Origin of the sequence: Sphaerisporangium perillae, assembly GCF_023276435.1 — a bacterium.
GTDB lineage: Bacteria > Actinomycetota > Actinomycetes > Streptosporangiales > Streptosporangiaceae > Sphaerisporangium > Sphaerisporangium perillae.
Genome location: NZ_JALLPO010000006.1, coordinates 182,099 through 203,510, shown reverse-complemented (window position 1 = coordinate 203,510; position 21,412 = coordinate 182,099). Strand labels below are relative to the sequence as shown.

Sequence of the window (21,412 nt, the reverse complement as noted above, 5' to 3'; positions counted from 1 at the left end):
GCCCCGGAGCGCCGGGAGGTGGCGTTCCGCGGACGATCCGGGCGGGCCCGGCCGCGGACCACTGTGGAGCCTCACCGCCCCGTCGTATCCCGTCCGGCGGCGGGTTGATACCGTTCCTCTGACGCGCAGCGTGCAGCGAAGTCCGGTGTGATTCCGGCGCTGTCCCGCAACTGTGAGACCCCCTCGGGTCGAGCCAGGTCGCCTGCATGCCGCGCCGACGCAATCAACCCTCGTGGAAAAGGGTGATCCGTCAATCCCGCGGGTCCCTCGATTTCCCGGCAACTGGAGGAACCCCTCGTGAGGCCCGTACGCACGGCCTTGGCGGGCGCGTTACTGGGTGCGCTGACACTGGCCGGATGCGGCCAGTCCAGCGGCACCACAGACACCGCCTCCGCTTCCGCCGCCCCCACCCCCGCCGCCTCCTCCCAGGCCGCCGGCTTCCCCGTCACCGTCCAGGCCGGCAACGGCCCGGTCACCATCGCCGGGAAGCCCACGCAGATCGTGTCGCTCTCGCCCAGCTCGACCGAGAGCCTGTTCGCGATCGGCGCCGGACCGCAGGTCATCGCCGTCGACGACCAGTCCACCTACCCCGCCGAGGCGCCCAAGACCGACCTGTCGGGGTTCAAGCCGAACGCCGAGGCGATCATCGCCAAGAAGCCCGACCTGGTCGTGCTCGCCAACGACACCGGCGGCATCGTCGCCGCGCTGACCAAGGTGGGCATCCCGGTCCTGCTGGAGCCCGCGGCGACCAAGCTGGAGGAGAGCTACGACGAGATCGCCGACCTCGGCGCCGCCACGGGCAACAAGGCCAAGGCCGACGAGGTGGCCGCGGGCATGAAGGCGCAGATCGAGCAGCTCGCCGCCGCGGCTCCCAAGGACAAGAAGCTCAGCTACTTCCACGAGCTGGACAGCACCCCCTACTCGGTGACCTCCAGCACGTTCATCGGCCAGATCTACGGGCTGTTCGGGCTGACCAACATCGCCGACCAGGCGCCGGACGCCGCCGGAGGCTACCCCAAGCTCTCCAGCGAGTTCGTCGCCAAGGCCGACCCCGACCTGATCTTCCTCGCCGACACCAAGTGCTGCGGCCAGTCCAAGGAGACGCTCGCCAAGCGGCCCGGCTGGCGCGACCTGTCGGCGATCAAGAAGGACCAGGTGATCCAGGTCGACGACGACATCGCCTCGCGCTGGGGCCCGCGCGTGGTCGACTTCGCCAAGGCCGTCGACCAGGCGGTCAAGAAGGCCGCCGGCTGAGACCGGCACAAGACGGAAACGCGGTACGAAACTGAACCCCGGCACGGGTCCGCGACCCGCCACGACTCCGGGCCCCGGCACCAGCCCGGGGCCCGGACCGAGCTCCGGCCTCGGCCCGCCCGCCGGCCTTGGGACGACTCCGGACCCCGGCACGCCCTCGACGGCCGGAACGAGGCCGGCACCCGGCGTGAGGTCGGACCACGGCGCCAGAGCGGTGGCCGGCGTGATCCCGGCGGGCAGGTCGCGGCCGATGGCGCTGGCCGTGGCCCTCGTCGTGCTCGCCGTCTGCCTGCTCGCGGGCCTGATGATCGGCGCGGCCGGCCTCTCGCTCAAGGGCATCGTGCTCGAGCTGCTAGACCACCTGCCGTTCGTCTCGGTCGACTCGGGGCTCTCCCCGGTCGAGCGAGGGCTGCTCTTCCAGCTCAGGCTGCCCCGCGTGATCCTGGCCGCGATCGTCGGAGGACTGCTCGCCATGGCGGGGGCCGGCTACCAGGGCGTGTTCCGCAACCCGCTCGCCGATCCCTACCTCCTCGGCGCCGCCGCCGGGGCCGGGTTCACCGCGACCCTGGTGATCGTCCTGGTCCAGGTGGACGGGCTGGTGCCGCTCGCGGCCTTCGTCGGGGCGATCGGCGGCGTGCTGCTGGCGTACGCGCTCGGCAACACCGCGGCCCGGGGCGGCGGCACCGCCACGCTGGTGCTCGCCGGGGTGGCCGTGGCCTCCTTCCTGTCGGCCCTGCAGGCGTTCGTGCAGCAGATCAGGGTCGAGGAACTCCAGCGGATCTACGCGTGGATCCTCGGCGGCATCGGCGGCGACTGGTCGCAGGTCTGGCTGATCGCGCCCTACGCCGTGGTGTCGACGGCCGTCCTGCTCGCCCACGGACGGCTGCTCGACGTGCTGTCCGTGGGGGACGACGAGGCGGTCAGCCTCGGGGTCAACGCGGCGCGCGTCCGGCTCGCCGTCCTGTGCGCGGCGTCGCTGGCCACGGCGTCCGCGGTGGCGGTCAGCGGGCTGATCGGGTTCGTCGGCATCGTCGTGCCGCACGTCGTGCGGCGCCTCGCGGGCGGCTCGTACCGGGTGGTCCTCCCGGTGTCGCTGCTGGCGGGGGCGGCGTTCCTGGTGCTCGCCGACCTGGTCGCCCGCACGGTCCTCGCCCCGGCGGAGCTGCCCATCGGCGTGGTGACCGCCTTCATCGGCGCACCGTTCTTCGTCGGCGTCCTCCGCGCCACCCGGGCGGTGGAGGCATGACCAGAGACGGCACCTCGCGCCTGCCGGGCGGTGGCGTGGCCGGAGTCGGCACCTCAGACGGCACCTCGCGCCTGCCGGGCGGTGGCGTGGCCGGAGTCGGCACCTCGCGCCTTCCCGGCGGTGAAGGGGGGACCGGCACGGGGACCTCGCCTCGCCTGAGCGGTGTGGGCGTGCGCGGGGCGGTGGGCACATGAGCTCCGTCGAGGTGAGCGGCCTGTCCGTCGCGCTCGGCGGGCGGGCGGTGCTGTCAGAGGTCGGCCTGTCAGTGGGCCGCGGCGAGTGGCTGGCCGTGATCGGGCCGAACGGCGCCGGCAAGTCCACCCTCCTTCGCGCCATGATGGGCCTGCTGGAGGCCCAGGGCGAGGTGCTCGTCGACGGCGTGCGGGCCCGCGCGCTCAAGCCGCGGCAGCGGGCGCGGCTGATGGCCTACGCCCCGCAGAACCCCCTGCTCCCGCCCAGCCTCACCGTGGCGGAGTACGCCCTGCTGGGGCGCACGCCCTACATCTCCTACCTGGGCAGGGACGGCCGGCACGACCGCGAGGTCACCGAGTCGGTGCTGGAACGCCTCGACCTGACCGCGCTGGCGGCCCGGCCGCTCGGCCACCTGTCCGGCGGGGAGCGCCAGCGGGTCGTGCTCGCCCGGGCGCTCGTCCAGCAGGCTCCCGTCCTGCTGCTCGACGAGCCGACGACGGCGCTCGACCTCGGCCACCAGCAGCAGGTGCTGGAGCTGGTGGACCGGCTCCGCCTCGCCGACGGCCTGACGATCGTGACGACCGTCCACGACCTCAGCCTGGCCGGCCAATACGCGGACACGATCCTGCTGATCGACGGCGGCCGCCCGGTCGCCTCGGGCCCGGTCAAGGAGGTGCTCACCGAGCCGCTGCTCGCCCGCACCTTCGGCGCGCACGTCCGCGTCGAGCAGGGCAAGGACGGCCGCCCCCTGGTCAACCTGGTCCGCCCCGCGGACGGCTCCCGCATGCCGCCCGACCTGGCACACGGCTCCCCGGCCCCCTCCTGAGCCGCTGCGCCGGCCCGTCCCCTGATCCGCTGCGCCGGCTCGTCCCCTCATCCGATGTGCGGGCTCGTTTCCCGAGCCGGTGCCCCGGACCGTTCCCCGAGTCTGTACGCTTCCGGAACCCCGTCCCCCGAGGAGGATCCATGCTGTCCCTGAGCCACCGGCACGAGGACGGCGCTCGCCTGGCGTCGCTCCTGTGGGAGCTCGGCCCCGGGTGGCGGACGATCTCCTCGGCCATGGTGGGCGGCGGCATCGGCCCCGCCGAGTGGGTGCTGAACGCGCAGGTCGTGGGCGCGTACTCCCGGATGGACCCGGTCGACCACCTGCTCGAGCTCGCGCCGTCCGGGCGGGGGGTGGCCATGATGACGGCGGCCTCCGTCGCCCATTACACCCGTGCGGAGGACGGGGGAGTGGAGGCGGTGGCGACGGTGGGCCTTCGAGTCCCCACCTGGGCCGCCTCCCCGGAAGGCGTCCCCGACCCCGAACTGCGCCCCGAGCGGCTCGACCCTCAGCCCGGCGACCGGGTGCCCCGCCCGGCCTGCCCCGCCCCGGGGACGATCAACGTAATCGTGGCCGTGCCGGTGGCGATGAGCGACGCCGCCCTGGTCAACGCGGTGATGACCGTGACGGAGGCCAAGGCCCAGGCGCTGGCCGAGGCGGGGTACGCGTGCACGGGCACCGCGTCGGACGCCGTCTGCGTGGCCGCGCGGACCGGCGGCCCCGAAGAGCTGTTCGGCGGCCCGAGATCCACCTGGGGCGCGCGCCTCGCCAGAGCCGTCCACCGCTCCGTCCTCGACGGCGCACACGCCTGGACCAGGGTCAACCTCGGTGCCGGTGCGGAGCGGGAACAGACCGGGTGACGAGCGGGAACAGACCGGGTGTTGGTGCCCGGCAGGCCTCGGTGACGGGGGGAGGCGGGCGTCAGTTGCCGTGGTTGTGGGCCGGTACGGTGGGGCCCTCGCTGGCCTGCACCAGGACGAAGCCCGGGCCGTTGAAGGACAGTTGCATGGCCTCACCGCTGCCCCGGCCGATCAGGGCTCCCAGCTTGACCGTGCGGTTGACGCCCACCTGGAGGTTGGAGCTCCAGCAGACGGCGGCCTGGGCGTCCGCGAACGTCGGCATGCGGGCGGTGTCCAGCAGCACGGGGGTGCCGTGCGCGGTGATCGCGACCCACCCGGTGCCGCGGATCGTGGTGTTGAACAGGCCGCCCGTCGCCATGCCGGCCCCCTGTACCCGCTGGATGTCCCAGGTGAGCTGCGGGTCGAAGGCCAGCAGGTTCTCCCCGTTGACGGTGAGCGCCTCGTTCTCCAGGTAGAACAGGTGGATGTCGTCGGCCTCGTGCGCGAGGAACAGCAGGCCCTGCCCCCGCACCCGCATCAGCGGCGCGCCCTCGCCGGTCACCATCTTCTTCAGGAACCGCCCGACGCCGCCGGAGCCCTCGTAGTCGAAGTCCATCTGGCCCTGGAAGGCGACCATGGAGCCCTGCCTGGCCAGCACCTCGCCCTGCAGGTGGACCCGGAGCATCTTGGAGTTCTGCGCCACGAAATGCCCGGGAAGCTGGGCGGGGTCCAGATTCGCGAAGAAGGAACTGCGCATCAGGGAGAGGCCTCTCGACGACGGTATCCGTGCAAGCAGTGTGACGAACCAGGACACGTGGGAAGTTCCGCAGCACGAGCGGGGACGTCTACGACGTGAAGCGGACGCTGCCGAGGACGTTGTCGATCATTGACTGGTCGCATTTGCCCGGTGGGCAGAAGAAGGCCATGAGGACGACCGGCTGTCCCTGCCCTCGTCCGACGATGTAGACGACCAGGTCCAGGCGTCCCTGCTGGGTGGGGTCGTTCACCACGCCGGTCAGCTTGAACGCGGGCTTGCCCGCCACCGTGGCCGTGGTGAGCGCCGAGGCGAAGTCGGCGGGGCCGGGCAGCACGAAGCTCAGGCTGCGCTTGAGGGTCTCGGGCGCGTCGGAGGTGGTGATGGTGTCGTTGACCTCGGCGAAGATGCCCGTCGCCTGCTCGGGATGGGCGGTGAGCAGGGCGTTGACCGCGGCCCAGTCCGAGGCGATCGGCACGGAGAAGAGCGTGTCGAAGTCCGGCGCCGCCGGGGAGACGATCACGTACTCGTCGGCGTGCGTACGGGCCTCCCATCCGCCCGGGTACTCGAACGAAATCGGCGCGGCGGTGGTCCCGGGGTACCTCTTGGAGCCCACCGGGGCCGCTCCCTGGTTGAACAGGAGCGTCGCGGCGACCGCGATCGAGACCAGCACGGCGCCCGCGCCGATGAGCGCGCCCATCGGCCACCGCCGCTTCCCGGCGGGCCGCGCGGTGCCGGCCCGGGTGGGCGGCCCGAGGGAGGACTGCCCGGCGGACGCCACCGGCGCCGGCGAGCGGATCGACGTGGTGGGCGCCATCTGGTCCATCGAGCCGGTGGGGTGCGAGGACGGCCCGGCGGTGTCGAGCGTCCCCGGAGGCGCCGCCCAGGAAGGCCGTCCCTCCTGCAGGCCCGTGGGCTGGTCCTCGGCGCTGATCGCGTCCCGGAGGGCGGCGACGAACTGGCGGCAGGTGGCGTACCGCTCCGCCGGTGACTTGGCCAGGGCGCGGCTCATCACCTGGTTGACCGAGTGCGGCAGGTCGGGCCGGTAGGGCGTGAGCGGCGGCGGATCGTGGGAGACGTGCGCATAGAGCAGGGCCAGCTCGGTGTCGCGCTGGAACGGCGGCAGCCCGCTCAGCGCCTCGTACACGACGCAGGCGAACGCGTACAGGTCGCTGCGCCCGTCCACGGGCAGGCCGCGGATCTGCTCGGGGGCGACGTAGCGCGGCGTGCCCATGAAGTGGCCGTGGCTGGTGAGCCCCGCCTCGGAGTAGGTGCTCTTGGTCAGCCCGAAGTCGGTCAGGTAGACGTGCTCGGGGTCCCGGTCGGAGCCGTCCGCGACCAGGATGTTCGCCGGCTTGACGTCCCGGTGGACCAGGCCCTGCTGGTGGGCGGCGTCCAGCGCCGAGGCGATCTGGGAGAACAGGCGGTAGGCCCGGGCCACCGGCAGCGGGCCGCTGCCCTGGATGAGCTTGCGCAGGTCGGAGCCCTCGACGTACCGCATCGCGATGAACAGCAGGTCGCCGCTCGCGCCCGCCTCGTAGATCGGGATGATGTTGGGATGGTCGACCGCCGCCACCAGGCGCGACTCCCGCACGAACCGGTCGCGGAAGCGCTGGTCCTGTGAGAGCTGCGGCGCGAGGACCTTCAACGCGACGGCACGGCCGAGGCGGCGGTCACGGGCACGGTAGACCGTGGCCATGCCTCCGCGCCCGACGACCGCCTCGACGAGGTAGTCGGCCACCTGGGCGCCGATCAGTGGAGGCATCGAGAATCCCTGCTCGCTCATTGGTCGACCGGGCTGCCGCAGAAGCCGCAGAAGCGGTGGGCTTTGCCGAGGCGCATGCCGCATTGGGTGCAGAACTGTACCTGCCCCTGCCCGCCGGCCGCGTGCTCGGGAGCGCCGGCCGCCGCCCTGGCGTCCGGGACGCCGTTCGCCCCTCTGCCGTCCGGGCCGCCGCCCGCCGCCGGCACGGGTGGCCGGGACTCCGGCGCGCCCGGCTCCGTTCCCGGTGCGGCGGCCATGCCTCCAATGCCTCCCGTGGCTCCTGGTGCGGCGACCGGTACCGGCGACGGGCCCGTGCCGTGCCCGCGGTCCGGCGCCTGCCGGTAGGAGGGGAACGACCCTCCCGAGGGCACGGCCTCCATCGTCTGGGTGCCGCGGGGTGGCCAGGTGGAGGCTCCGGAGACCACCGGGACCGCTTCGGCCGTGCCGCCGGCGGCCTCGCCGCCGGCCCGCCGGCGCCGCCGCAGCATCAGCGGCACGGTGGTCGCGACCACGGCGGCGGCGGCGACGATTCCGATGGAGGTCAGCAGCAGCGGTGACAGGCCGGTGGCGACCTTCTGGGCGGCCGGGGCCTTGGTCTGGCCGGTGGAGGGCGTGCCGGCCCGGTTGGCCCGGGCGAAGCGCAGGTGGTCCTGGGCCACGGCGTGGTCGGGGCGCAGCCTCAGCACCTGCTCGAGCACGGGGATCGCGTTGGCGTAGAACTTGTTGTGGTAGGGCGCGAGCGCGGTCTCGTAGACCACGTCGACCGGGCCCCGGCGGGCGGTCACGTCGGCCGCGACCAGCGCCGCGCGGACGTCGTCCACCGGCGTCAGCGTGGCCGCCGTGCCGCCGGCTCCGGTGACGAACCCGATGACCTCGCTCTTGCCGTCGTCGATCACGGCGCCGCCGTCGCCGTCGTTCTTGAGGAACGCGTTCAGCTTGGCGCGCTCGGCCGGCTTGAAGGTGCGTCCGCCGGGCGGGTCGAGGTGGGCGGTCTCGACCTTCGGCGGCGACTTGGCGCTCGGCCGGGTGGGCAGCCCGATGGTGTCCACGGACTCGATGCCGCTGCCGAGCGTCGTGCCGAGCGGCACCGTCGGCAGTGTGCCGTCCTCGCCGCCCTTGGTGAGCTTCAGCACGGCGGGCGCCCCGGGCGAGGTGCCGGCGTGCAGCAGCTCGGCGGGGTACCCCTCGGGCGTGGGCGGGTCGGCGTAGGGGAACACCGTGACCAGGGTGGCGGCCGAGGCGATGCAGGTGGAGTCCTGCCGCTGCGGCGGGTAGCACCTCTGCAGGCGGCCGTTGAGGTCGGGGTCCTTCAGCTTGTGCTTGGAGAAGTCCGCCGGGATCTTGACCTTGAAGTACTCGGCGAAGACCCGGTTGGCGGCGTAGACGCTCGGGTCCTTGCCTGATCGCACCACGCCGGTCGCGGTGACCACGACGCCGTCGGGGGAGACGGTGAACCCGCTGCCGGTGCCGACCGGGGTGTCGTACTCGCGGACCACCTGCTGGATGACGCCTCGGTCGTCGAGCAGGTTGATGCTCACGTGGACCTTCGCCTCCACGCGGACCGTTCCAGGGGTGACCCGGTCGGTCGAGCCGGTCGGGTGGGGGTGCATGGGGAGGGCGAGCGATCCGAGAGCGCTTAACCCCGCAATGAGGTGGTACAGGCGGGGCATCTCCGCCTCCTGTTCCGGATCAGTGTGATTCCAGAGTCTCAGCGCGGGGACCACCGTTCAAGGCTCCGAAGGCGGCCGTCATGGACTTGCAATCGGTCGTTGAACGACCTGCGACAGCGCGTTATGGATCTTGATCGGACTTGGGGGCCACTTGCAGACGACTTGAGCGTCTCTCATCGGGCGTATCGCGGGCGGCGGACAGACATTAATGTCCAGGCTGTGGCGGTGACGACCCTCCTTTCCCGGTGGGGACGGCGCTTCCGCGCATGCTTTCCGACCTCCGGAGGAGTCCTGTTATGACCATCCGCATCGTCGTCGCCGACGACCAGGCCATGGTGCGCGCGGGGCTCCGCCTGGTCGTGGAGTCCGAGCCGGGCATGGAGGTCGTCGGCGAGGCCGGCGACGGGCTGGAGGCCGTCAGCGTCGCCCGCCGGCTCCTTCCCGAGATCGTCCTCATGGACATCTCGATGCCGAGGATGGACGGCCTGTCCGCCGCGCGCCGGCTCCTCGACTCGCCGAACCCGCCGAAGATCATCATGCTGACCACCTTCGACACCGACGAGAACCTCTACGCCGCCCTGCGGGCCGGCACCAGCGGGTTCCTGCTCAAGGTGTCCCCGCCGGAGCAGCTGGTGGAGGCCATCAAGGTGGTCGCCGCCGGTGACGCCCTGCTCGATCCGGCCATCACCACCCGGGTGATCGCCTCCTTCGCCGGCCGGCACGAGCCCGTCCGGCCGCCCCGGCTCGCCGAGCTCACTCCGCGCGAGCTGGAGGTCTTGCGCCACCTGGCCCGTGGTCTCACCAACGCCGAGATCGCGACCGAGCTCTTCGTCGGGGAGGCCACGGTGAAGACCCACGTGGCCCGGGTGCTGATGAAGCTGCACCTGCGCGACCGGGCTCAGGCGGTGGTGTTCGCGTACGAGTCGGGCGTCGTGCGGCCGGGCGTCGAGGCCGGGTAGTAGGAGGCCCAGCGCTCGTTGCCCATCCGCAGCACCTTGACCCCGAGGTAGCCGAAGACGACGAGGTTGCCGCCGCTCCAGATCAGCGCGAGCGGGCCGTACGGCAGGGCGTAGGGCGACAGCCAGGCCACCGCGCCGGCGACCGGCAGCCACCAGTGCGCGAAGCCGCCGCGCCACAGGGCCACCAGCAGCAGGATGACGCCGAGGGGCGGGAAGAACACCCACGGGATCTGCCAGGTGAAGACCAGGCCGGGGAGGCTGAAGATCTCCTCGGAGATCTTCGTGGCCTGCTCGGCGGGGTAGTGCTGCCCGAGCCACCAGTCGATGGGGTCGGACATCAGCAGGCCCGCCAGGTTGACGAACCCGAGCGCCGTGACGACGCCGGCGATGTGGCCGAGGATGACCGCGCGCTTGCGCAGCACGTGCAGCAGGCCGATCGCGGCCAGCGGCAGCAGCACCCAGCTCCAGTGGTAGAGCGCCGACTCGACCTGCGCCAGGGCCGGGTTCTGCCCGAACGACACGGCCTCGCGGTCGTCGCCCCAGGTGCCGGGGTCGACGAGGGTGGCGGCGAGCTGGAAGGTGGCGGACAGGATCAGCCCCACGCCGGTCAGCGACCGGCGGAAGTCGATCGAATCGGAGAGCTTGAGCATTTCGCTTCCTCAAATGGGGGGCGGGCCCGCCCGGCGCGGTGAGGGCGGCGGGGGAGCGGAGGGACGGGGCGGGGCACGGTCTCGCACCGTGCCGACGTGGACGGTACGGGCGTGAGGGCACGCGCATCGTCCGTCGGCCGGGGGATCCGCCGTCCGCCGCCCGGCGGAACCGCCTGACGGAACCGTCCTCGCCCGCCGCCCGCCGCTGTGACGGGTTTCCCGTTGGAGGGGGGCGTGCGTGTATATTTTTCGTACATAAGTGGACGTTGACGGAGATATTTCGCTATACGGAGGGATGGGGCGATATGAGAGCGTTCCCGCGGGTGCTGTTCGACGAGGCGCACAACGAGTCCTGGACCATCCGCCGCGAGGCCGCCGAGTCGATGAACCCGGCGCACCCCGACGACAACAGCTACGCGCGCGCCGCCGAAACCCTGCGCCGCCTCGGGCAGACCGTCACCGCGCACACCGAGGGCCCCCTCACGCCCGGCGTGCTGAACGCCCATGACGTCTTCGTCATCGCCCACCCCTCCGGCGACCGCTGGGAGCGCACCACCGGGCTCGGCAGCCCCGCGTTCCCCGCCGAGGAGCTCGACGCCATCGAGCGGTACGTCGCCGCGGGCGGCGGCCTCATCGTGCTCGCGGAGTGCGAGCAGGAGAAGTACGGCAACAACCTGGCCGAGTTGCTCGCCCGCTTCGGCGTGGGGATCGAGCACACCACCGTCCAGGACCCGGGCAACTCCTACAACGGCGTGGCCACCTGGGTGCTCGGCCGCCCCGTGCCCGCCGCCGGGGACGACCTGACGGCCGGCGCGCGCGAGGCGTGCTTCTACCGCGCGGGCGTGCTGAGCCCGCCCGCCGGGGCGACCGTCCTGTTCGAGACCTCGCCCACCGCCGACCCCGCGCAGCGCGCCCTCGCCGTGGCACTGCGTCACGGCGAGGGACGGGTGGTCGTCTTCGCCGACTCCGACCTGTTCGGCGACGACTCCATCGGCGACCTCCGGCACGCCCGCCTGTGGGGCAACGTCGTCACCTGGGCCGCCCGCGTCCCGGCGCCCGGCGGCGGCGCCCGCGAGATCGCCCCGGCCTTCGCCGAGCTCAAGGCCGCCGTCGAGGAGCTGCGCCCGCTCACCGCCAAGAACGGATCCGTCGCCGACGCCGCGACCGCAGGCCCCATCGTCGAGCGCGTCGCCGCGGGCGTCGAGAAGCTCGCGCCCCTGTTCCCCCACGACGGCGACTACCTCGCCACCGTGGTCGCGGACCTGCGCAAATGGCAGGACGGCGGCTTCGGCGTGCCCGACTTCCTCGACTCGCTGAACGCCTTCCACCCCGACACCCAGCGCGTCGACGGGCTCGAGCACCTGGTCGTCTTCCCGATGTACACCCAGAACGGCAACCTCGATCGCAACCTCGAGGCGGTCTGGATCCGCACGGTGTGGCCGGAATGGCTCGCCTCGCTGGAGCGGGAACGCTACGACAACCCGATGTTCGTGCCGATCGCCTTCGTGGACTTCACCGCCGGCTACGACACCAACAGCGCGGTGCTCTTCCCCGAGACCGTCGCCGTACGCGAGGCCCCGCCGCGGTTCACCTGGGGCGCGATCTTCTGCGACCGCGAGTCCGCCCGCTTCCGCAGCGTCAGCCGCGCCGCCGCCGACACCCTCAAGCTCGCCCTCCCGCCGGACGCCGCACGCCTGCTGCAGAGCCAGGAGCTGGCCCAGGACACCTTCGTCCTGTGGGACCTCGTGCACGACCGCACCCACAGCCACGGCGACCTGCCCTTCGACCCGTTCATGATCAAGCAGCGCATGCCCTACTGGCTGTACTCGCTGGAGGAGCTGCGCTGCGACCTGACGGCGTTCGGCGAGGCGGTGAAGCTGGAGGAGCAGGGCGTGCCGCACGCCCGGTACGTCCAGTACGCGGTGCTGTTCGACCGGCTGTTCCGCTTCCCGATCACCGGCGAGCGGGTGCGCAACTACGACGGGCTCGGCGGCCAGCTCCTGTTCGCCTACCTGCACCGCAACGACGTCGTGCGCTGGACCGACAACCGGCTGTCCATCGACTGGGACCGGGTCGCCGACTGCGTCGCCGACCTGCGCGGCGAGGTCGAAAAGCTCTACCGCGACGGCATCGACCGCTCCAAGCTGGCGCACTGGCTCGCCGCCCACCAGCTCGTGGCCACCTACGTCGAGCCGCACCCCGCGTCGGTGTGGCATCGCGGCGTCGAGGCGCTGCCGGTCGAGGGCTTCCCGAAGGCCGTGGTGGACGCCGTCCTGCCCGACGAGTTCCCCCTGAGCATGTTCTACGAGGCCCTGCGACGTAAGCTTTCCGGTGTCATCGAGGGAACGAAGGGGATCCGCGCGTGAGCAACTCGAGCCGGGCCGGCGCCGCACGAACGGAGCGGACGCGATGAGCAGGGTCGTTGTCGTCGCGGGGGCGGGCGGGCCCACGGGCCGCGCCGTCACCACGCGGCTGGCCTCCCGCGGCGACACCGTGATCGGTCTCGACCGGCACGCGGGCGAAGGGGTGCTCGCGATCGATCTCACCGACGCCGAGGCCGTGCGCGAGCTGGCGCGCGAGATCGGGCGGGAGCACGGCCGCGTCGACGGGGTCGTCCACCTCGTCGGAGGGTGGCGGGGCTCCAAGACCTTCGCCGACACCGACCTCGCCGACTGGGACGCGCTGAACGACCTGATGATCCGCACCCTGCAGCACACCTCGCTGGCCTTCGAGCCGCTGCTGCGCGCGAGCGACGACGGCCGTTTCGTCATCGTCTCGGCGAAGGCGGCCCAGGCGCCCACCCAGGGGAACGCCGCGTACTCCGCGGCCAAGGCGGCGTCCGAGGCATGGACGCTCGCCCTGGCCGACGCCCTGCGCGACAGCGGCAGCGCGGCCACGATCCTGGTGATCAAGGCTCTGGTCAACGACGACATGCGCGCGGCGAGCCCCGAGAGGAAGTTCCCGGGCTACACCGACGTGAACGACCTCGCCGACGCCGTCGCCGCGCTCTGGGACCGGCCGGCCGGAGAGGTCAACGGAATCCGATTGGACCTCACCACGTGACACAGGCACGACGCCGCCACGACCCCGCGGTCAAGCACTTCGCCAGCGACAACTACGCGGGCGCGCACCCGGAGATCCTCCAGGCGCTGGCCCTCGCCAACGGCGGCCACCAGATCGCCTACGGCGAGGACGTCTACACCGAGGCGCTCCAGGAGGTCTTCCAGCGGCACTTCGGGCCGGGCGCGCAGGCCTGGCCGGTGTTCAACGGCACCGGCGCCAACGTCGTCGGCCTGCGCGCGATGACCGCGCCGTGGGAGGCCGTCGTCTGCGCCGACAGCGCGCACGTCAACACCGATGAAGGCGGCGCGCCCGAGCAGACCGCCGGGCTCAAGCTGATGAGCGTTCCGACGCCCGACGGCAAGCTCACCCCCGAGCTGATCGACCGCCAGGCGTGGGGCTTCGGGGACGAGCACCGCGCCCAGCCCCGGGTCGTGACCATCGCCGAGAGCACCGAGCTCGGCACGGTGTACACGCCCGAGGAGATCGCCGCGATCTCCGCGCACTGCCGCGAGCTCGGCATGCTCCTGCACCTCGACGGGTCACGCCTGATCAACGCGGCGGCGGCGCTCGACGTGCCGCTGCGGGCGCTGACGACCGACGTGGGCGTGGACGTGCTGTCCTTCGGCGGCACCAAGAGCGGGCTGCTGTTCGGCGAGGCCATCGTCGTGCTCAACCCCTCCGCCGTCCGGGGCCTGATCTACCTCAGGAAGAGCTCGATGCAGCTCGCCTCGAAGATGCGGTTCGTGTCGGTGCAACTGGAGGCGCTGCTCGCCGGCGACCTGTGGCTGCGCAACGCGCGCAACGGCAACGCCATGGCCGCGCGTCTCGCGGCGGCCGTGCGCGACATCCCCGGGGTCACCGTGACCAGGGCGGTCGAGGCCAACGCCGTCTTCGCCGTCCTGCCCCCCGAGGTGGCCGACCGCCTTCGCAAGCGGTTCCGCTTCTACACCTGGAACGAGGCCACCGGCGAGGTCCGCTGGATGACCGCCTTCGACACCACCGAGGCCGACGTGGACGCCTTCGCCGCGGCGATCGCCGAGGAGATGGCCCAGGCCTGACTGTGTCGCTTTGCCTCGCTCCGCTCGGCGGGCTCGGGGCGCCCTTGAGGCGGTGCTCTTCGTCGTCGTCCGGGCTCGTTCCTCACCCTCCCTCCTCCTCAGAGCACCGCCGCGCCACGAGCCGTGTTCCTTTGCCTCGCTCCGCTCGGCGGGCTCGGGGCGCCTTTGAGGCGGTGCTCTTCGTCGTCGTCCGGGCTCGTTCCTTACCCTCCCTCCTCCTCAGAGCACCGCCGCGCCACGAGCCGTGTCGCTTTGCCTCGCTCCGCTCGGCGGGCTCGTGGCGAGCTGCGTTCCTCCTGGCTCTGGACGTGTCAGGGTTTCGCGCCGCGTGCCGTGAGCAGCTCGGTCATGTAGGAGATTTCGGCGTCCTGCGTGTCCACGATGCTCTGCGCCATCGTGCGCACCTCTTCGCGGTTGGACAGCTTCAGCAGCGCCTTGGCCATCTGCACGCCGCCCTGGTGGTGGCGGATCATCAGCTGGAGGAAGAGGACCTCGGCGTCCTTGCCCTTGGCCGCCTGCAGCCGCTTCAGCTCCTCGGGCGTCGCCATGCCGGGCATCGCCGCGGCGCCGGCCGTGGCGGAGGGGGCGCCTGTGGTCGCGGCCGCGCCGTGCGCGCCGTGACCGGCCATCCACGCCATCGACGGCCGTGAGGTCGCCTGGGACAGGCCCCACTGCTGGAGCCATCCCATGAAAATTCCACGCTGGGCCGTCTGGGTGGTGATGATGTCGTAGGAGAGCCCCCGGATCCTGGCGTCGCTGCTCGCGTCTCGCACGGCGAAGCTCATCTCGACCGCCTGCGCATGGTGGACGGCCATGTCACGCGCGAAACCGGCCTCGGCGGAGGCGTCTCCCGGAGGCGCCGACCGGCCGTTGACGAGCACCATGACGACGGCCGTGACCACGCACGAGACGAGCGCGACGAGGACCAGGCGAGAGCGAGAATTGATCATTTCCAGCCAGAATAGTGATTGCCTTGGGCAGTGAACGCAAACGTTATTACCTACCCACTATCCTCCACATAAGTACCGGCAGCTTGAACGTACAGATCCTGAACAGCCGTTGGAGGAACCGCGATGGCCAAGGAGAAGACGCAGGCACGGCGAGAGCACCTCGCCCAACTGCGTGCCGCCCAGAAGCGCAAGGAGCGGCGCACGGCGATGATCATGTGGGGAGCAGGGGCCTTCGTCATCGTCCTTCTCGTCGGGCTGGTCGGCTTCTACGTCGTCAAGGAGAGCGCCGCGTCGTCGCTCGACGGGGTCAAGAGCTTCGCGTACAAGGGATCCCAGCACACCTCGATCAAGGTCAACTACAAGGAGACCCCGCCGGTCGGCGGCGAGCACAACCCCGAGTGGCAGCAGTGCGGGGTCTATGACGCGCCGATCAACCCCGAGAACGGCGTGCACTCCATGGAGCACGGCGCGGTGTGGATCACCTACCGGCCCGACCTGCCCAAGGCCGACGTGGACAAGCTCAAGGCGCTCGTCACCTCCGACTACCTCCTGCTCAGCCCGTACCCCGGCCTGAAGTCGCCCGTCGTGGCCAGCTCCTGGAACCACCAGCTCGCGCTCACCGGCGCCGACGACCCCCGGCTCGCCAGGTACATCACCAAGTACAAGCAGAACCCGAGCACGACGCCCGAATACGGCGCCACCTGCACCGGTTCCGGCAGCACGGCCGCGCTCGCCTCGGACAACCCGCTGCCCACGGCGGTGCCGACCCCGGCGGCGACCGGCTCGGCCACCCCGGCCCCGACCGCCACGCCCAGCTCCTGACCATCGGCCGGTGAGGACCGGTCACTCCAGGACGTCTTCGGGGTCCACGGCCTCCAGTGCGTGGGCCTCGCCGACCGGCCGGCTGGTGAGGGTGCCCGCGTGGGCGTTGAGCCCGCGTGCGAGCGAGGGGTCGTCGCGCAGGGCCTCCCGCCAGCCCTTGTCGGCGATCGCGAGGACGTAGGGCAGGGTCACATTGGTCAGCGCGTACGTCGAGGTGGTCGGCACGGCCCCCGGCATGTTGGCCACGCAGTAGAACACCGAGTTGTGCACGCGGTAGGTGGGATGGGCGTGCGTGGTGGGCCGGGAGTCCTCGAACGCCCCGCCCTGGTCGATGGAGATGTCCACCAGCACCGACCCCTCCTTCATCCGGGCGACCAGCTCGTTGGTGACGAGCTTCGGCGCCTTGGCTCCGGGGACGAGCACCGCTCCGATCACCAGGTCGGCGTCCAGGACGGCGCGCTCGATCTCGTAGGTGTTGGACGCGACGGTCTGCAGGTGTCCCCGGTAGATCGTGTCGGCCTGGCGCAGCCGGTCGATGTTCTTGTCGAGCAGCAGGACCTCCGCCTGCATGCCGAGCGCGATCGTGGCGGCGTTCATGCCCGTCACCCCGGCGCCGAGCACCACCACCTTGGCCGGGTAGACGCCCGGGACGCCTCCCATGAGCACCCCCCTGCCGCCGCCCTGCCGCATCAGGTGGTAGGCGCCCACCTGCGGCGCGAGGCGTCCGGCCACCTCGGACATGGGCGCCAGCAGCGGCAGCGCCCCGTTCTCGGTCTGGACGGTCTCGTAGGCGATGGCGGTGACCCGGGACTCCAGGATCGCCAGGGTCAGCTTCCGGGACGCCGCCAGGTGCAGGTAGGTGAACAGAATCTGGCCCTCGCGCATGAAGGGGTACTCCGAGGCGATGGGTTCCTTGACCTTGAGGATCATGTCGCCCTCGCGCCAGACCTCCTCGGCGGAGTCCAGGGTCGCGGCGCCGGCCGCGAGGAAGTCCTCGTCGGGGATGGCGGAGCCGGCGCCCGCGCCGCGCTCCACGAAGACCTTGTGGCCGTGGCGGGTCAGTTCGTTGGCTCCGGCGGGGGTGAGGGCGACGCGGTGCTCGTGGTCCTTCACCTCTCGGGGTATTCCGACCTTCATGAGATCTCCTTCGACCCAAGGGCGGCGCACTGCCCGTTCGCGTGCCGTGACGGGACCGCCCGTGACCGCCGCCGGCGCACCCTGACCCTTTGCTCCCGGGATCGGCGCTCCCTGCCGTGACCCGCCTCTGACCTGCGGCCACGCCCGGCAGGCGGCCCCGCGCCCGTCCCCGGCATCCTGTGCGGCGGGCCTCTGCGGGGGCCGTCGGCGCGGAGCCGGGAGACATTCCGGCCGAGTCCCTATCCACTTCGCGTTCCCCGGAAAGCTACGGCCACGGAGCAGGCTGGAATGAATTCGACCAGGTACATGGCAAATTGTCAGGACATCTACAGCGTAGAACCCTCTTGCGGGCGCCGATCGTGCGGTTAGCTCGTACACGCGAGCCTCGATAGGCTCGGCCGTGCCATGTCACAAGCAGGGGTGGGGATGCGTAATCGTCCGGCGGCCGACGATCACGGGGATCGAACGGACACGCCTCCGGATCTCCTCGGCGCGCCTTCAGGCGAGCCCGGCGAGCCGCCACCCGTCATGGAGGGGCTGTCACTCTTCGTGAACGAGCCACCGCCCGTCATGGACGAGTCACCACTCGTCGTGGACGAGCCGCCGCACATCATGGACGAACCCACGCGCGACCTCGGAGGGCCGCCGTACGGCATGTGGGATCCGCCGATCGGTCCGGACGAGCCACCCCTGGGCCCTGGTGGCCCGCCTCCCGGACCCGGTGGTCCCCCTCCCGGCCCCGGAGGGGGACCGGCCGCCCCAGGTGGGCCGCCGGCCGGGCCGCCCCGGGCCGCCCGTGCCACCACCATCGCCCTGATCGCCGGGCTCTTCGTGGCGATCGTCGTCACGGGTGTCCTCGGCACGGTCGCCGTGCTCATGACGCGTGAGCCCGATCTCCCGCTGGGCGCCGCGCCACCGCGCCGTCTCGCCGCGCCGATCCACTTCGCCCCGGTCACCGGCGTGCGCGCCGCGCCCTGCCCCGGCGCGGAAGCGGTCCTCGACGAAGCCGGGACGACGTGCTACCAGGTCGCTCCCGGCGTCACGGTCACCTCGGCCGTGAAGATCGAGACGGTGGCCGACAAGGAAGGCACCTACTCGGTGCGCCTCGTGCCCGCTCCCGAGAGCCGCCAGAAGCTGGCCGATCTGACCAAGGACACGCTCGACCAGCAGCTCGCCGTCGTGGTGGACGACAAGGTCGTGACGGCGCCGAGGGTCGCCCAGCCGATGACCGAGGACAGCCTCAGCATCGCCGGGCTCACCAAGGAGACGGCGGACGCGCTCGTGTACCGCCTGCTCGGCACCGCCGGGAGCGTCACGGGCACCGGCGCCCCCACCCCCTCCTCCGCCGGCCCCACCTCCACCTGCCCGCCGGGCACCACCGGCGGCGACTCCGCCGCCACGCCGCCGGTCGGGCCGTCGGCCGGAGCTTCGGGTGGACCGTCGACCGGACCGTCCGGTGGGCCCTCTGGTGGGCCCGGGACCGGCGCCTCGCCCGGGTCCGGCCCGCTCGGCGACCCCGCGACGTGCTCTCCCAGCGCCGGCACCCCCACCCAGGCGCCGTCCGGCGCGCCCAGCGCCTCGGTGTCCCAGCCGGGGTCCATGCCCCTGGTCCCGCCGTCGGCGACGCACACGCCCGGCGCCGTCTCGCGCACCTCCCCGGCGGGCCAGGGCGGGGAGACTCCCCGCACCCGCTCCACCGGCGCGTCCAGCCGGCAGACGCGCACCGCCGACCCGCGCTTCGCGAGCTGCAAGCAGGCCCACGCGGCCAACTACGGGCCGTACACCAAGGGCGTCCACCCGGAGTACGAGTGGTACGTCGACGGCGACCACGACGGCGTCGCCTGCGAGCGAGGCGACATCACCTGACCGTGTGTGATGTCACCTGACCGTGGGCCGGGTCACGTGGAGGCGGGCGGCAGGGCGATGTCGTGCGGGCGGATGGGGACGCGGGTGAGGGGCAGGCCGGTCGCGGCGCGGACGGCGGCGGCGATGGCGGGGGTGGACGAGAGCGTCGGCGGCTCGCCCGCTCCGCGCAGCCCGTACGGCGCGTCGGGGTCGGGGTTCTCGAGGATCGACAGTTTCATGGGCGGCATGTCGAGGATCGTCGGGATCAGGTAGTCGGTGAAGGACGGGTTGAGCACCTTGCCGTCCCTGACTTGGATCTCCTCCATGAGCGCGAGGCCCAGACCCTGCGCCGAGCCGCCGTGGATCTGCCCTTCGAGCGCCGGCGGGTTCAGGATCTTCCCGACGTCCTGCACGGCGGCGAGCTCGACGACCTTCACCAGGCCGAGGTCCACGTCCACGTCGACGACCGCGCGGTGGACGCACAGCGCGAGCTGGGTGTGGGAGTCGCCCTGCCCGGTGACCGGGTCCATCGGGTAGGTCGGCCGGTGGCGGTACTCGCGGGTCTCCTCGACCGGACCGTACGCCCGCAACAGCTCCTCCAGCGTGAGACCGGGGTGGCCGGCGCGCAGCTTGCCGAGGCGCTCGCGCACCGCCTCGCACGCGGCCTTGACCGCGCCTCCGGTGACGTATGACTGGCGGGACGCCGAGCTGGAGCCCGCCGAGCCGACGGAGGTGTCGGCCGGGGCGACGGTGACGCGCTCGATGCCGAGCTCCGCCAGCTCTGTGCGGGCGATCTGCGCCTGGACGGTGACCAGGCCCTGGCCGACCTCGGCCGCGGCGGTGTGGACCAGCACGTGCGGCTCGTCGCCGAGAAGCTCGACCCGCACCTTGGCCGTCGAGTAGTCGTCGAAGCCCTCCGAGAAGCAGATGTTCTTGATGCCCACCCCGTACCCGACGCCGCGCCGCACCCCTTCACCATGGGTCGTCTGGGCCACGCCGCCCGGCAGGGACCGCAGGTCGGGGGAGTCCGGCGTGCGCGGCAGCGGCATGGCGGCCAGCTCACGCAGCATGCCCGCGAGCGGCGCCGGCGACTCGATCACCTGGCCGGTGGCCAGCCGCGACCCCTGGGAAACGGCGTTGCGCAGGCGGATCTCCACCGGGTCGAGCCCGCACGCCTCGGCGAGCCTGTCCATCTGCGACTCGTAGGCGTAGCAGGCCTGGACCGCGCCGAAGCCGCGCATCGCCCCGCAGGGCGGGTTGTTGGTGTAGGCGCCGTAGGCGTCGATCGCGATGTTGTCCACCTCGTACGGCCCGACGCCCAGCGAGGCCGCGTTGCCGACGACGGCGGGCGAGGAGGAGCAGTACGCGCCGCCGTCCAGCACGATCTCGGCCTTGACGTAGACCAGCTTGCCGTCGCGGGTGGAGCCGTGCTCGTAGCGCATGCGGGCGGGGTGCCGGTGGACGTGGCCGAAGAACGACTCCTCCCGCCCGTACACCACCTTGACCGGCCTTCCGGTCCGCAGGGCCAGCATGCTCGCGTGGACCTGCATGGACAGGTCCTCGCGGGCGCCGAACGCGCCGCCGACACCCGCGAGCGTCAGCCGCACCTTGTCCTTGGGCAGGCCGAGGCAGAAGGCGATCTGGTCCTGGTCGACGTGGAGCCACTGCGTCGCCACGAAGAGGTCGACGCCGCCGTCCTCGGCCGGGACGGCCAGGCCGGACTCGGGCCCGAGGAACGCCTGGTCCTGCATGCCGACCTCGTAGTCGCCGGTGACGACGACCTCGGCCCGCGGGATGGTCCCGGCGCGTACCGGCTGGTGGCGGACGAGGTTGCCGCCCGGCTGCACCTTGGGGGATCGCGGGTCGAACAGGGCGCGGCGCGCGTCCGTGACGGCCTCGCGCGGCTCGTATTCGACGATGACGGCCGCGGCGGCCCGGCGCGCGGTCTCAGGATGGTCGGCCGCGACGATCGCGACCGGCTCCCCCTGGTAGCGGACCTGGTCGATGGCGAGCACCGGCTGGTCCTTGTGCTCCAGGCCGTAGAACCGCTCGCCGGGCACGTCCTCGTGGGTGAGTACGGCGTGGACTCCGGGCATCTTCAGCGCGGGGCCGACGTCGATCGAGCGGATCCACGCGGAGGGGTGCGGGCTGCGCAGCGTGGCGCCCCAGAGCATGCCGGCGAGGTACAGGTCGGAGGAGTAGGCGAACTCCCCGGTCACCTTCAAGGTGCCGTCCGGCCTGGTCACGCCGGCGCCGATGCCCTGCTCCTGGCTGCGGCCGCTCGCGGTATGGGTCACACGGGCAGTACATCAGCCCGGCTCGGGGCGGCCAATGGGCGCAGCCGCGAAACGCCGTCACCGGGCGGGACAGCGGCTTGTAGGTTCG

General features: G+C 72.2%; 18 protein-coding genes and 1 riboswitch. Of the genes, 11 read left to right on the top strand and 7 right to left on the bottom strand.

All coding sequences use genetic code 11. The annotated features are described in order from the left end of the window. Window positions 1-110: 110 nt before the first annotated feature. Window positions 111-251: riboswitch (adenosylcobalamin (AdoCbl) riboswitch) on the top strand. A gap of 46 nt (window positions 252-297) precedes the next feature. The 5 genes from MYF83_RS08045 (at window position 298) to MYF83_RS08025 (ending at window position 4,375) form a co-directional block, all read left to right on the top strand. Further along, complete coding sequence (locus tag MYF83_RS08045; RefSeq protein ID WP_248959559.1) at window positions 298-1,254, top strand: ABC transporter substrate-binding protein; 957 nt, start codon at window positions 298-300, stop codon at window positions 1,252-1,254. Between the two features lie 250 nt (window positions 1,255-1,504). Continuing rightward, window positions 1,505-2,500: a FecCD family ABC transporter permease gene (locus tag MYF83_RS08040; RefSeq protein WP_248959630.1), complete on the top strand. Its 996-nt coding sequence runs from the start codon at window positions 1,505-1,507 to the stop codon at window positions 2,498-2,500. Continuing rightward, window positions 2,497-2,694 (top strand): hypothetical protein, encoded by a 198-nt coding sequence (locus MYF83_RS08035; RefSeq protein ID WP_248959633.1) that lies wholly within the window; start codon window positions 2,497-2,499, stop codon window positions 2,692-2,694. Before MYF83_RS08040 ends, MYF83_RS08035 begins: the two co-directional genes overlap by 4 nt. Next, entirely contained in the window at window positions 2,691-3,518 is an 828-nt protein-coding gene (locus MYF83_RS08030) for an ABC transporter ATP-binding protein (RefSeq protein ID WP_248959558.1), read from the top strand. Before MYF83_RS08035 ends, MYF83_RS08030 begins: the two co-directional genes overlap by 4 nt. A 140-nt stretch (window positions 3,519-3,658) precedes the next feature. Then, window positions 3,659-4,375 carry an adenosylcobinamide amidohydrolase gene (locus tag MYF83_RS08025; protein ID WP_248959557.1) on the top strand — a complete coding sequence of 239 codons (717 nt, stop codon included), beginning with the start codon at window positions 3,659-3,661 and terminating at the stop codon, window positions 4,373-4,375. A 61-nt stretch (window positions 4,376-4,436) separates the two neighbouring features. Here the strand turns inward: MYF83_RS08025 and MYF83_RS08020 are convergent, their stop codons facing one another. The 3 genes from MYF83_RS08020 to MYF83_RS08010 all read right to left on the bottom strand — a co-directional run bounded on the left by MYF83_RS08020 (window position 4,437) and on the right by MYF83_RS08010 (window position 8,543). Next, window positions 4,437-5,111, bottom strand: a complete 675-nt coding sequence (locus tag MYF83_RS08020) for an AIM24 family protein (protein WP_248959556.1) — start codon at window positions 5,109-5,111, stop codon at window positions 4,437-4,439. Between the two features lie 88 nt (window positions 5,112-5,199). Then, window positions 5,200-6,873: a serine/threonine-protein kinase gene (locus MYF83_RS08015; RefSeq protein ID WP_248959555.1), complete on the bottom strand. Its 1,674-nt coding sequence runs from the start codon at window positions 6,871-6,873 to the stop codon at window positions 5,200-5,202. 17 nt (window positions 6,874-6,890) lie between these two features. Beyond that, on the bottom strand, window positions 6,891-8,543 hold the full coding sequence (locus MYF83_RS08010) for a hypothetical protein (RefSeq protein ID WP_248959554.1): 1,653 nt from the start codon (window positions 8,541-8,543) through the stop codon (window positions 6,891-6,893). Window positions 8,544-8,839: 296 nt separating this feature from the next. Here MYF83_RS08010 and MYF83_RS08005 point away from each other — a divergent pair, with 296 nt between their 5' ends. Next, on the top strand, window positions 8,840-9,502 hold the full coding sequence (locus tag MYF83_RS08005) for a response regulator (RefSeq protein WP_248959553.1): 663 nt from the start codon (window positions 8,840-8,842) through the stop codon (window positions 9,500-9,502). Here the strand turns inward: MYF83_RS08005 and MYF83_RS08000 are convergent. After that, the gene (locus tag MYF83_RS08000; protein WP_248959552.1) at window positions 9,442-10,152 is read right to left on the bottom strand and encodes a hypothetical protein; all 711 of its coding nucleotides are present in this window, start codon (window positions 10,150-10,152) and stop codon (window positions 9,442-9,444) included. The genes MYF83_RS08005 and MYF83_RS08000 overlap by 61 nt on opposite strands. Before the next feature lie 305 nt (window positions 10,153-10,457). On the opposite strand from MYF83_RS08000, the gene MYF83_RS07995 reads away from it, so the two are divergent. The 3 genes from MYF83_RS07995 to MYF83_RS07985 are packed head-to-tail and all read left to right on the top strand — an operon-like array spanning window position 10,458 to window position 14,273. Continuing rightward, a complete protein-coding gene (locus MYF83_RS07995; RefSeq protein ID WP_248959551.1) occupies window positions 10,458-12,518 on the top strand; it encodes a DUF6421 family protein in 2,061 nt (686 codons plus the stop codon). Window positions 12,519-12,561: 43 nt separating this feature from the next. Next, window positions 12,562-13,215, top strand: a complete 654-nt coding sequence (locus tag MYF83_RS07990) for an SDR family NAD(P)-dependent oxidoreductase (protein WP_248959550.1) — start codon at window positions 12,562-12,564, stop codon at window positions 13,213-13,215. Next, a complete protein-coding gene (locus MYF83_RS07985; RefSeq protein ID WP_248959548.1) occupies window positions 13,212-14,273 on the top strand; it encodes a threonine aldolase family protein in 1,062 nt (353 codons plus the stop codon). The genes MYF83_RS07990 and MYF83_RS07985 overlap by 4 nt, the downstream gene beginning before the upstream one ends. Before the next feature lie 311 nt (window positions 14,274-14,584). Here MYF83_RS07985 and MYF83_RS07980 read toward each other — a convergent pair whose 3' ends face one another. After that, window positions 14,585-15,223, bottom strand: a complete 639-nt coding sequence (locus MYF83_RS07980) for a DUF305 domain-containing protein (RefSeq protein WP_248959547.1) — start codon at window positions 15,221-15,223, stop codon at window positions 14,585-14,587. A gap of 123 nt (window positions 15,224-15,346) precedes the next feature. On the opposite strand from MYF83_RS07980, the gene MYF83_RS07975 reads away from it, so the two are divergent. Further along, the gene (locus tag MYF83_RS07975; RefSeq protein ID WP_248959546.1) at window positions 15,347-16,045 is read left to right on the top strand and encodes a thioredoxin-like domain-containing protein; all 699 of its coding nucleotides are present in this window, start codon (window positions 15,347-15,349) and stop codon (window positions 16,043-16,045) included. Window positions 16,046-16,066: 21 nt separating this feature from the next. Here the strand turns inward: MYF83_RS07975 and ald are convergent, their stop codons facing one another. Next, the gene (gene ald, locus MYF83_RS07970; protein ID WP_248959545.1) at window positions 16,067-17,182 is read right to left on the bottom strand and encodes an alanine dehydrogenase; all 1,116 of its coding nucleotides are present in this window, start codon (window positions 17,180-17,182) and stop codon (window positions 16,067-16,069) included. Window positions 17,183-17,752: 570 nt separating this feature from the next. Here ald and MYF83_RS07965 point away from each other — a divergent pair. Then, a complete protein-coding gene (locus MYF83_RS07965; protein WP_248959544.1) occupies window positions 17,753-19,048 on the top strand; it encodes an excalibur calcium-binding domain-containing protein in 1,296 nt (431 codons plus the stop codon). Between the two features lie 32 nt (window positions 19,049-19,080). Here the strand turns inward: MYF83_RS07965 and MYF83_RS07960 are convergent, their stop codons facing one another. Beyond that, complete coding sequence (locus MYF83_RS07960) at window positions 19,081-21,324, bottom strand: molybdopterin cofactor-binding domain-containing protein (RefSeq protein ID WP_248959543.1); 2,244 nt, start codon at window positions 21,322-21,324, stop codon at window positions 19,081-19,083. Window positions 21,325-21,412 lie beyond the last annotated feature (88 nt).

What these genes read in the sequence shown, in the direction of transcription:
- ald (WP_248959545.1), bottom strand. Translation starts at nt 17,182, where the DNA reads ATGAAGGTCGGAATACCCCGAGAGGTGAAGGACCACGAGCACCGCGTC.
- MYF83_RS08000 (WP_248959552.1), bottom strand. Translation starts at nt 10,152, where the DNA reads ATGCTCAAGCTCTCCGATTCGATCGACTTCCGCCGGTCGCTGACCGGC.
- MYF83_RS07990 (WP_248959550.1), top strand. Translation starts at nt 12,562, where the DNA reads ATGAGCAGGGTCGTTGTCGTCGCGGGGGCGGGCGGGCCCACGGGCCGC.
- MYF83_RS08040 (WP_248959630.1), top strand. Translation starts at nt 1,505, where the DNA reads ATGGCGCTGGCCGTGGCCCTCGTCGTGCTCGCCGTCTGCCTGCTCGCG.
- MYF83_RS08010 (WP_248959554.1), bottom strand. Translation starts at nt 8,543, where the DNA reads ATGCCCCGCCTGTACCACCTCATTGCGGGGTTAAGCGCTCTCGGATCG.
- MYF83_RS08035 (WP_248959633.1), top strand. Translation starts at nt 2,497, where the DNA reads ATGACCAGAGACGGCACCTCGCGCCTGCCGGGCGGTGGCGTGGCCGGA.
- MYF83_RS08015 (WP_248959555.1), bottom strand. Translation starts at nt 6,873, where the DNA reads ATGCCTCCACTGATCGGCGCCCAGGTGGCCGACTACCTCGTCGAGGCG.
- MYF83_RS07965 (WP_248959544.1), top strand. Translation starts at nt 17,753, where the DNA reads ATGGACGAGTCACCACTCGTCGTGGACGAGCCGCCGCACATCATGGAC.
- MYF83_RS08020 (WP_248959556.1), bottom strand. Translation starts at nt 5,111, where the DNA reads ATGCGCAGTTCCTTCTTCGCGAATCTGGACCCCGCCCAGCTTCCCGGG.
- MYF83_RS08025 (WP_248959557.1), top strand. Translation starts at nt 3,659, where the DNA reads ATGCTGTCCCTGAGCCACCGGCACGAGGACGGCGCTCGCCTGGCGTCG.
- MYF83_RS07980 (WP_248959547.1), bottom strand. Translation starts at nt 15,223, where the DNA reads ATGATCAATTCTCGCTCTCGCCTGGTCCTCGTCGCGCTCGTCTCGTGC.
- MYF83_RS07995 (WP_248959551.1), top strand. Translation starts at nt 10,458, where the DNA reads ATGAGAGCGTTCCCGCGGGTGCTGTTCGACGAGGCGCACAACGAGTCC.
- MYF83_RS08030 (WP_248959558.1), top strand. Translation starts at nt 2,691, where the DNA reads ATGAGCTCCGTCGAGGTGAGCGGCCTGTCCGTCGCGCTCGGCGGGCGG.
- MYF83_RS08005 (WP_248959553.1), top strand. Translation starts at nt 8,840, where the DNA reads ATGACCATCCGCATCGTCGTCGCCGACGACCAGGCCATGGTGCGCGCG.
- MYF83_RS07975 (WP_248959546.1), top strand. Translation starts at nt 15,347, where the DNA reads ATGGCCAAGGAGAAGACGCAGGCACGGCGAGAGCACCTCGCCCAACTG.